Below are 1,048 nucleotides of genomic sequence, written 5' to 3'. Positions count from 1 at the left end.
AAATCCCACCTGCGCCGCCATTACGCCCGAAGAACTGGGTCAAATCAATTTTGAATATATTGATTTTAAAGAGTTCTACCCGGAAATGCGTGCCAACACCAACCTCCCCAACTTTGATGAAATCAAGAAACGACTTCAAAGTGCCACGGGCGGATAACCGCCTCCACGGAATCAAGGTCTATGATGATGAAAAAACCTCTGCTTTGCGTCATTACCCTAGCGCTGCTGACTCACCTCCATCCAGCTCTTGCTCAAGAAACCCCTCCTGGGTGGCGCTGGTACAACGAGCCAAAGGCAATGCCCGTAACGCCCAAACCTAAGCCGCTACCAAGCAACACTCAAACCACCGTATCAAGCCCTAAAACGTTATCGGCGACCGAACAGATGGCCTGGTTTCACTCTGTGCATATTGAAGCGCAAAACGACGCGGCCATTCATCCCAAAGATAAAGACAAGCTCGCGAAGTTTTTAGCGTTAAATCATTTTATCACGGACCAAACCGACCAATTAGGCATGACCTTTAAAGCGCTGCTGCTCGAAAGACCTGAGTTCTCTTACACCAAAGACCATCCGACAGAGCAAGCGGCAAGACAGGTGTATTTAGCACTGGAGGATAAGAAGAAGACCGACGCGGTTGAAAAGATGAAACAAGACGGATGGGGCTTTTTCTTTGTTTATGAAGGAAAAGATGCGCTAAGCCAGCAACTCGCCCCGTCCATTCAAGCGTTTGCTGACCAATACCATTTTGAGCTCCTTGGGATCAGTAATGATGAAACCTTCATCACTCACCTCAAAGAAAACCGCCACAACCAGGGAAAAGTCACGGTGCCTTTTACGCCCGCCTTGATTTTGGTGCATCCAAGCACTGGAGAGATGAAGCCACTGGCGTACGGCTGGATAAGCCAAAATGATTTAATTGGGCGCTTTTACAACGTCGCCACCCACTTTGAGCAATCGGATTTTTAAAGCCACTCAATCCATGTAAAACCACCCAAACGTAAGGAGGCGCTATGCCATTTCTTCGTACCCTTGTGCTTGCTTTTTTGAT

1 protein-coding gene is annotated in these 1,048 nt (G+C 48.0%); it reads left to right on the top strand.

The annotated features are described in order from the left end of the window. The first annotated feature begins 180 nt into the window (after positions 1–180). On the top strand, positions 181–966 hold the full coding sequence (gene traF, locus ACED25_RS23535) for a type-F conjugative transfer system pilin assembly protein TraF (RefSeq protein ID WP_083717893.1): 786 nt from the start codon (positions 181–183) through the stop codon (positions 964–966). The last annotated feature ends 82 nt before the right edge of the window (positions 967–1,048 follow it).

Source organism: Vibrio sp. 1F263, from assembly GCF_041439035.1.
In the GTDB taxonomy this organism is placed as follows: Bacteria; Pseudomonadota; Gammaproteobacteria; order Enterobacterales; family Vibrionaceae; genus Vibrio; species Vibrio tasmaniensis_A.
Note: the sequence above shows the minus strand (reverse complement) of the source record. Positions and strands in the feature narration are given on the sequence as shown.

Excerpts from the sequence above, each read along its gene's own strand:
- traF (WP_083717893.1), top strand. The coding sequence starts at position 181 with ATGATGATGAAAAAACCTCTGCTTTGCGTCATTACCCTAGCGCTGCTG.